Origin of the sequence: Streptomyces katrae (assembly GCF_000966975.1) — a bacterium.
Taxonomy (GTDB): domain Bacteria; phylum Actinomycetota; class Actinomycetes; order Streptomycetales; family Streptomycetaceae; genus Streptomyces; species Streptomyces katrae.
On record NZ_JZWV01000970.1, the window covers coordinates 1 to 7,473 of the forward strand.

General features: G+C 73.7%; 6 protein-coding genes and 2 pseudogenes. 3 read left to right on the top strand and 5 right to left on the bottom strand.

Annotation, left to right across the window (positions count from 1 at the left end; genetic code table 11):
* From VR44_RS30600 to VR44_RS30610, 3 genes and pseudogenes are all read right to left on the bottom strand, one after another.
* Positions 1-467: pseudogene (locus VR44_RS30600) on the bottom strand (hypothetical protein); the annotation flags it as partial.
* Between the two features lie 100 nt (positions 468-567).
* Complete coding sequence (locus tag VR44_RS30605; RefSeq protein ID WP_045950873.1) at positions 568-1,362, bottom strand: tyrosine-protein phosphatase; 795 nt, start codon at positions 1,360-1,362, stop codon at positions 568-570.
* 150 nt (positions 1,363-1,512) lie between these two features.
* Complete coding sequence (locus tag VR44_RS30610) at positions 1,513-2,136, bottom strand: rhomboid-like protein (RefSeq protein WP_245692530.1); 624 nt, start codon at positions 2,134-2,136, stop codon at positions 1,513-1,515.
* Between the two features lie 65 nt (positions 2,137-2,201).
* Here VR44_RS30610 and VR44_RS41545 point away from each other — a divergent pair, with 65 nt between their 5' ends.
* Entirely contained in the window at positions 2,202-3,263 is a 1,062-nt protein-coding gene (locus VR44_RS41545) for a hypothetical protein (protein ID WP_157880449.1), read from the top strand.
* 76 nt (positions 3,264-3,339) lie between these two features.
* Positions 3,340-4,863, top strand: coding sequence for a PepSY-associated TM helix domain-containing protein (locus VR44_RS30625; RefSeq protein ID WP_045950874.1), 1,524 nt, complete (start codon positions 3,340-3,342; stop codon positions 4,861-4,863).
* A gap of 60 nt (positions 4,864-4,923) precedes the next feature.
* Here the strand turns inward: VR44_RS30625 and VR44_RS30630 are convergent, their stop codons facing one another.
* Positions 4,924-5,559 carry a winged helix-turn-helix domain-containing protein gene (locus VR44_RS30630; RefSeq protein ID WP_045950875.1) on the bottom strand — a complete coding sequence of 212 codons (636 nt, stop codon included), beginning with the start codon at positions 5,557-5,559 and terminating at the stop codon, positions 4,924-4,926.
* A 454-nt stretch (positions 5,560-6,013) separates the two neighbouring features.
* Positions 6,014-7,055 (bottom strand): annotated as a pseudogene (gene glnII / locus VR44_RS30635) (glutamine synthetase).
* Positions 7,056-7,260: 205 nt separating this feature from the next.
* Here glnII and VR44_RS30640 point away from each other — a divergent pair.
* Positions 7,261-7,473: Gfo/Idh/MocA family oxidoreductase (locus VR44_RS30640; RefSeq protein ID WP_045950876.1), on the top strand; the 213-nt coding region annotated here is incomplete at its 3' end.

The window sequence follows — 7,473 nt, forward strand, 5'->3', positions numbered from 1 at the left end:
CACGCCGCCCGGCCGGGCCCGTTCAGGGTGGCCAGCCACTGGTCCAGGGCCAGCTCCTCGGCCCCGCCCGCGCGCGGGAACAGCCGCAGCCCCCACACCTGCGGGAGCAGCGCCGGAAGCTGCCCGCGCAGCGGGAGCGCCTTGAAGGTCAGCGGAACCCCCGCCTCCAGGGCGGACCTCAGCACCCGCAGCCGTACGTACGCGTACCCGGACTCGGGCCCGCCCAGCCCGCCCCGCTGCGCCGGCACCCCGCCCTGCACCGCGGCGGCGTCGGTGGCCCGCCGCCCGCGCGGCAGCGCGCGCTGGGCCAGGGAATGGGCGGTGAGCACCCGCCGGTTGCGGCCCAGGGAGGGCGGCAGCACCAGGTAGGCGAGCCGCACCAGCCGCGGGTAGTGCTCGACGATGGCGGCCTCGGCCTGCTCGACGTCGGGGGGCAGGGGGCGGGTGGCGGTATCCGGCGCAGTCACGTTCAGCAGAACGAGCGAATCATGGGATGGTCACCCGCACCGGCGCACACGTTCGGATGATTCGGGCGCGCCGGGCGTGACGCCGGGCCGGATCGGCTGGTCAGGCGACGAGCCGCGCCCGCAGCGCCTCGACCGTCTCGTCCGGGACGTCCAGGCCGTCGCGGACGTACTTCTCCATCGACCCGAAGCGCAGGTAGAGCTCGTCCAGGCCGGCCTCAAGGTACGAGGGGAACACCCCGATCAGCGCCAGTGCGATGTCCGGGTCCCCGCCGGCGGCGGTGAAGCCCTCGATCAGCGGGGCGAAGGCCGCCTTCACCGCGGGGTTCACCGCCATGTATTCGGCCATCAGGGTCTCGTCGTCGGCGCCGAGCAGCGACAGCAGCACCGTCGCGCCCCAGCCCGTACGGTCCTTGCCGGCCGTGCAGTGGAACAGCAGCGGGCCCGCCTCCGGGTCGGCGGCCTCCATCAGCAGCGTGCGGTACGCGGCGTGCGCGGAGGCCGTGGTGACGAAGGACCGGTAGACCGAGCCGAACAGGGCCTGCGCCTTGCCGTCGCCCAGGTGCTCGTCGGCCGCCACCGGGTCGGCCAGCAGGTCCTTGAGCTGCGCCGCGGCGGGCATCCGGGACTCGGTGATCTTGTCGGCCAGGACGTCGCGCACCAGCAGGCGGGCACCCTCCGGTATCCGGTCCGGGTGATCGGCCCGCTCGGCGTCGCTGCGCAGGTCGATGACCGTACGCAGGCCCAGCGCGGCCACCGCCGGGTCGGCGTCGAGGTCGAGGCGGTCCAGGGCGGCCGAGCGCAGCACGAGGCCGGAGCGGACGGTACGGCCGCCGGCGAGCGGGGTGCCGCCGAGGTCGCGGAGGTTGGCGACGGTGGTGGAGGTCGTGGCGGTCATCGTGGCGGCTCCAGCGGTGTGCGCGCGGCGAGGGGGACCCGGCCGGCGGGGTGAGGTGTGGTGACTCGTGTCAGGCGTGTCAGGCCTGTCGTGCGGGTGGTGCGTGTCCTGCGGGCGCGGGGCGGTGGCGGCCGCCGTCGCGCCTCTTGCTCACATATGGGAGATTTTCCGATGGTTCGACCGGGAAAGATAATCGACGGCGAACGAGACCCCCAGGCCGAGGCCCAGCGCCACGAGGTGGCCGGCGTCGGTGAAGGTCCGCTCCCGCCGCAGCACCGGCCGCGCCGCGAGCGCCAGCAGCCCGGCCCGGGCCGTCGTGCGCACCGCCCCGCGCGGCAGGGCCGAGGTCAGCGCGCCGAGGACGGCGTTGAACCCGTAGCTCGTGCCGACGTCCAGGGCCCGCCGGGTCTCCCGGTCGGCCGTGCGGCGCAGCACCCCGTAGACGAGGAGCGTCGCCGAGGCGTGCCCGAAGAGGAAGACCGCGGCCGTCCACCAGGCCCCGTAGGCGTACTCCGCGTAGCCCAGCACCGCGACCAGCAGCAGCGCGTACGGCAGCGGCATCGGTTCCTCGACGACGAGCGCACTGCTCAGCAGGGTCTCCCAGCGGCCGCGGTCGAGGTTGTCGACGTTCGTCGAGCAGTCGCGCAGCATCCGCTCCCGCTCGGCCGGGGCCAGCCGCTCCAGGGCATGGGCCCCGAGCTGGACCCCGCCCGTGTAGAGCGCGCCCAGCGGGCCCAGGGGGAGCGACGGCCAAGACCGGGGGAGTGGATTCACCCGTCCATGATCGGATACGGCCCCGGCGGGAGCGTGGGCGGCCCCCGTGAGAGCATGACCCGGACATGTCTGAAATCCGCCTCCGCGCTCCGCTGCGCGCCATGCGGGCCGCGATGTTCGCGGCCGTGTGCGTGGCATTGGGTGCGCTGGGGCATTCGTACATGTCCGGGATGGATGTCCCCTTCGCCCTCCTCCTTGGCGCCTTCGCCGTGACCGCCGCCCTCGCCTGGACGGCCGCCGGCCGCCGGTGCGGGCCGCTGGGCATCACCACGGCCCTGCTGGCGGTCCAGGCCGCGCTGCACGTCGCGTTCTCCGCCGGCCAGGGCCACGGGCACGGCTCCGCCGCGATGGCGGGGCACCACCACCCGTTGCCGCACCCGGGCGGGGGCACAGCGCACTCGGGCATGATCCACGCCCCGGGCCTGGCGGACGGGCCGGACTCGGCTTCCGGGATGGCCGACGGCATGGCTCCGGCCTTCGGGACGGCCCACTCGGGTGTGGCCCATGCCTCCGGCGTGGCGGACGCGATGACCTCCGCCACCGGAATGGCCGACGGGATGGCTCCGGCCTCCGGGATGGCCCACGCGGACATGGCCCACGCTTCCGGGGTGGCCGACGGGCTGGCTCCGGGCTCCGGGATGGCCCACGCGGGCATGGCCCATTCCGGCATGGCCCACGCCTCCGGCCTGGCGGACGGGATGACCTCCGCCACCGGGATGGCCGACGGTACGGGCTCCATGTCCGGGATGGCCGACGGCATGGGCGGCGGGCTCGCCGATCTGCTCGGGACGGCCGGGCACGGCGGCTTCGGGATGCTCGCCGCGCACCTGCTCGCCGGGCTGTTCTGCGCCCTCTGGCTCGCCTGGGGCGAGGCCGCCGTGTTCCGGCTGGCCGGGGCCCTCGGGGCCACCGCCCTGCTGGCCGCCCGGCCCCTCGCCCGCGCCCTCGTCCTGCTCCGCACCCGGCCGGCCCCCGTACCGGGCCCGCCCGCGCAGCGTCCCTCGTACCGGCCGCCGCGCCGCCTGCGCGGAGCCGTACACGCCCATACGGCCGTCCGCCGGGGCCCGCCCCGTCGGCGAGACACCCGCACCACGGCCCTCCGGCCGCTTCCTGCCCGCGCCGTCTGACCGGCGCACCCTCCGTCCACGAGGGGGTGGCGGGACCGGGGGCCGATCCCCTGTTTCGCCGAACCCCAGGACCGACATGTCCCTTGACGACCTCACGGACGCCCGCACGCGGGACGCCGAATCCGCAGCCGAACCCGGGCCCGACGGCCCGGCCGAATCCGGCCCCGCCACCCCGGCCGACACCGCCCGGGCCCCCATGACCGGCGGAGCCGGCGGCGGAGCCGCGGGATGGGCCGCGCTGCGGCCGCTGCTGCTGCGCATGCACTTCTACGCCGGGCTGCTCATAGCCCCGGTGCTCTTCCTCGCCGCCGCCACCGGTCTGCTCTACGCCGGTTCCTGGCAGGCCGAGCGGATCCTCTACTCCCACGAGCTGACCGTCGACCGGGTCGGCGAGGCATCCGTCCCGCTCGGCACCCAGGTGAAGGCCGCCAAGGCCGCCGAACCCCAGGGCAAGGTGGTCGGCGTGTGGCCCGCGCCCGAGGCGGACGCCACCACGCGCGTGATCATGGAGGAACCGGGCCTGGAGGAGGGCAAGACGCTCACCGTCTTCGTCGACCCCTACACCGCCGAGGTCCGCGGCCGGCTCACCACCAGCGGTGACGCGCTGCCCCTGCGGGCCTGGCTGAGCGAGTTCCACGCAAGCCTCCAGCTCGGGGAGTTCGGCCGGAACTACAGCGAACTCGCCGCCAGCTGGCTCTGGGTGGTCACCCTCGGCGGCCTCGCCCTGTGGATCGGCCGCCGCCGCACCCGCAAGGCCCTGCTCGTCGTCCCCGACCGCCGGGCCACCGGCCGCCGCAAGACCCTCTCCTGGCACGGCAGCATCGGCCTCTGGGCCGCCGTGGGCCTGGTCGGCCTCTCCGCGACCGGCCTGACCTGGTCGAAGTACGCCGGTGAGAACATCGGACAGCTCCAGGACCGGCTCGGCGGGGCCACCCCCTCCGTCGCCGCCCAGCTCACACCGGGCGCGGCGGCCGCCGACGGCGGAGGCGAGCACGCGGGGCACGTCATGCCCGACGGCACGGAGATGACCATGCCGATGCCCGCCACCGACATCGGCATCGACAAGGCCGTCGCCGCCGCCCGCGCCGCCGGGGTCACCGAGAGCCTGCGCGTCACCCTGCCCGCCAAGGGCAAGGGCTACGTCGTCAAGGAGGCCGACAAGACCCTGCCCGTGCACCTGGACTCGGTCGCCGTCGACCCGGCCGACGGCCGGATCATGGACGAGCTCCGCTTCGCGGACTACCCGCTGCTCGCACAGCTGACCCGGTTCGGGATCGACCTGCACATGGGCCTGACCTTCGGGATCGCCAACCAGATCGCCCTGGCCGCGCTCGCCGTGGCGGTGATGTTCCTGATCGTCTGGGGCTACCGGATGTGGTGGATGCGCCGGCCCACCAAGGACCGCGCCCTCTCCGTCGGGCGCGCCCAGCCGCGCGGTGCCTGGCGCAGGCTGCCGGTGACCGTGCTGCTGCCGTTCGCCTGCGTGACCGCGGTGGTGGGATGGTTCGTCCCGCTGCTGGGGATCAGCCTGCTGGCGTTCCTCGTGCTGGACGTGGCCCTCGGCTTCGCCGCCCGCAGGCGGGCGCCGAAGGCCGCGTGACGCGGTGACGGTGGGCCCGTACGCGCTCCGGCGCGTACGGGCCCACCGCCGTACCGGGCCTCAGGGGGTGTACTTGTACCCCACGCGGCGGACCGTCTGGATCGCGCCGCGGTGCGCCGCGCCGAGCTTCCGCCGCAGGCGGGCGATGTGGACGTCGACCGTCCGGCCGTCGCCGACGTGGCCGTAGCCCCACACCGTGGTGACCAACTGGTCGCGGCTGTGCACCCGGTGCGGGTGGGCCACCAGGTGGGCGAGCAGCTCGAACTCCAGGTAGGTGAGGTCGAGCAGTTCGCCGTCCACCTCCGCCGTGCGCTGCGCGGTGTCGATCCGCACGAGCGCGTCTCCGGTGGTGGTCGAGGGCTGCGCCGCAGGCTGGACGGGCGCCACGGTCCCGGCCCCCGGTGCCGGCACCGGTACGGGCACGGAGTGCGGGGCGAAGGCGATCGGCTGCTGGTCGGCCGGTACGAGGACCAGGTAGCCGACCATCGGCGGCTGGCCCGGCAGGGTGGGCACGGCGTGCTGGGGCGCGGGCAGCCAGGTGGCGCCCGGCGGGAGCAGGTCCGCCACCCGGGCCACCTCGTCCCGGTCCACGGCCCGCAGCCGGTGGCGCGGACCGGCCGCCGGGAACGGCGGGAAGGGCAGGGGCGCGGAGGTCGCAGCGGAGGCGGCAGAAGCGATGGAGCGGGTGTTAGCCATGAGTGGTCAGCTCTTTCACGCGGAGTGGTCGGCAGAAGACGTACGTGTGCATGTGCACGTGTGCGTATGCACGTAGTCGTTGCGTACCGCGCAGACCGAAGGCCCCGGGCGGATCTGGTGAGAGGTCCCGGAAGGCTTTAGAGGGCCGGCGCGTTCTCGGCGCGGCAACACACCCGGTCGAAATCGTGGTCCTGACGGGACGGCCAGAACGGCTCCAGGTCGCTGCGACCTGTCGGGGTGTACGGATGGCTGGCCATGGGCGTCATTGAAGCAGAAACCGCGGGCCCCGGGCAGGCCGCGTCTCACCTGGTGGATCGGAATCTCAAATTCCGTCGTCAACTCTTCGTCAGGCCGTCACAATCCCGGCAAATCGTTAACAGAAAAGTCGCTTCCGCACGCCCGGTCCCGTCACGCGTATCGCATCGTGGGCCGATCCGTCCCACGTCTCCGGCCGTCAGACCAGGCCGTCCTTCTCCAGGCCGGTGCAGCAGGTGTCCACGATCAGCCGCGTCACCACGTACGGGTCCACGTTCGCGTTCGGGCGGCGGTCCTCGATGTAGCCCTTGCCGTCCTTCTCCACCTGCCACGGGATGCGCACCGACGCGCCGCGGTCCGAGACGCCGTAGCTGAACTCGTTCCAGGGGGCGGTCTCGTGCAGACCCGTCAGACGCTCGTCGATGCCCGCGCCGTAGTTCTTGACGTGGTCCAGCGGCTTGCTGCCCTCGCCCAGCGCCTCGCACGCCGAGATGATCGCGCGGTAGTCCTCGCGCATCGCCCTCGTGGAGAAGTTGGTGTGCGCGCCCGCGCCGTTCCAGTCGCCCTTCACCGGCTTCGGGTTCAGCGTCGCCGACACGTTGAACTCCTCGGCCGTGCGGTACAGCAGCCAGCGCGCGATCCACAGCTGGTCGGAGACCTCCAGCGGCCCCACCGGGCCGACCTGGAACTCCCACTGGCCGGGCATGACCTCCGCGTTGATGCCGGAGATCTCCAGGCCGGCGGCGAGGCAGTGGTCCAGGTGCTTCTCGACGATCTCGCGGCCGAAGATCTCGTCCGCGCCCACGCCGCAGTAGTAGCCGCCCTGCGCCGCAGTAGTAGCCGCCCTGCGCCGCCGGGAAGCCGCCGACCGGGAAGCCGAGCGGACGGGCGCCGTCGAAGAAGGTGTACTCCTGCTCGATGCCGAAGACCGGCTCGTGCGCGGCGAACTTCTCGGCGACCGGACGCAGCAGCGCGCGGGTGTTCGACTCGTGCGGGGTCATGTCGATGTTCAGTACCTCGCACAGCACCAGGATGTTCGCCCCGCCCCGGATCGGGTCCGGGCAGGAGAACACGGGCTGGAGCACGCGGTCCGAGGCGTGCCCCTCCGCCTGGTTGGTGCTGGAGCCGTCGAAGCCCCAGATCGGCAGCTCGGCCCCGTCGGCCAGGATCTTCGTCTTGGAGCGGAGCTTCGCCGTCGGCTCGGTGCCGTCGATCCAGATGTACTCAGCCTTGTAGCTCACGGGCCCATCCATCCTGACTCTGCGGGTGCTGCACGGGTGCTGCGGTCTTGGCCGAAAGCGTCCCCCTCGGCGATTTCTCATCGATTGCCCGTATGTGAACCCCTTGTTACCGGGGTTTGCGCCGCAGGTCGGGTGGCCTGCGCGGGTCGCATGCCGCGCACCCGTCCGAGTGGGGCAGACTGAGCAGGTGAGCATTTCGTACGATTTGAACTCTTCCGGCGAGGGCTCCGCGTGGACCCCCGGCCGCCCCCGCCCCCGCGTCGGCCTGCTGGGCACCGGCCCCTGGGCCCGCCGCACCCACGCCCCCGCCCTCGCCGCCCACGCCGGCTCCGACTTCACCGGCGTATGGGGCCGCCGGCCCGAAGCGGCGGCCGAGCTGGCCGGCGCCTACGGGGTGAAGGTGTACGAAGACCCCGAC